The sequence below is a fragment of the Desulfogranum marinum genome, from assembly GCF_016918565.1.
GTDB lineage: Bacteria > Desulfobacterota > Desulfobulbia > Desulfobulbales > Desulfobulbaceae > Desulfogranum > Desulfogranum marinum.
The window spans coordinates 1-508 of sequence record NZ_JAFFQD010000155.1 but is presented as its reverse complement, the minus strand read 5'-3'; the positions used below and the strand labels follow the sequence as shown (position 1 = coordinate 508).

General features: G+C 46.1%; 1 protein-coding gene. It reads left to right on the top strand.

Features of this window, described 5'->3' with window-relative positions:
- On the top strand, positions 1-508 hold a 508-nt coding region (locus JWH17_RS25040; RefSeq protein WP_205225093.1), incomplete at both ends, for an IS1634 family transposase.

Sequence of the window (508 nt, the reverse complement as noted above, 5' to 3'; positions counted from 1 at the left end):
GATTTTTTCAGCTTCCTCACCAATCGTTGGCACGAACTGTTCAACATCAAATTCGATGTTTTGCTGTATGACCTCACCAGCACCTATTTTGAGTGTGACCCGCCAGGGGGTGGAAAGATAAAATTTGGGTACAGCCGTGACAAACGACCAGATTGTGTTCAGGTGGTCATTGCCCTTATTGTGACACCTGATGGTTTTCCCCTAGCCTATGAAGTCATGGATGGGAATATCAGTGATAAAACTACATTGCCAGATTTCCTTGCGGCAATCGAGAAACAATATGGCAAGGCAAACAGAACATGGGGGATGGACCGAGGGATTCCTACCGAAAACGTTCTTGCTGACATGAGAGACTCCGAACAACCGGTGTCCTATCTTGTTGGCACCCCCAAAGGCAGGTTAAGCAAGCTGGAAAAATCATTTCTGGATAAATCCTGGGAGCAGGTGCGCTCAGAAGTGAAAGTAAAGCTTCTTAACCAAAACGACGAACTTTACATCCTTGCCAGAA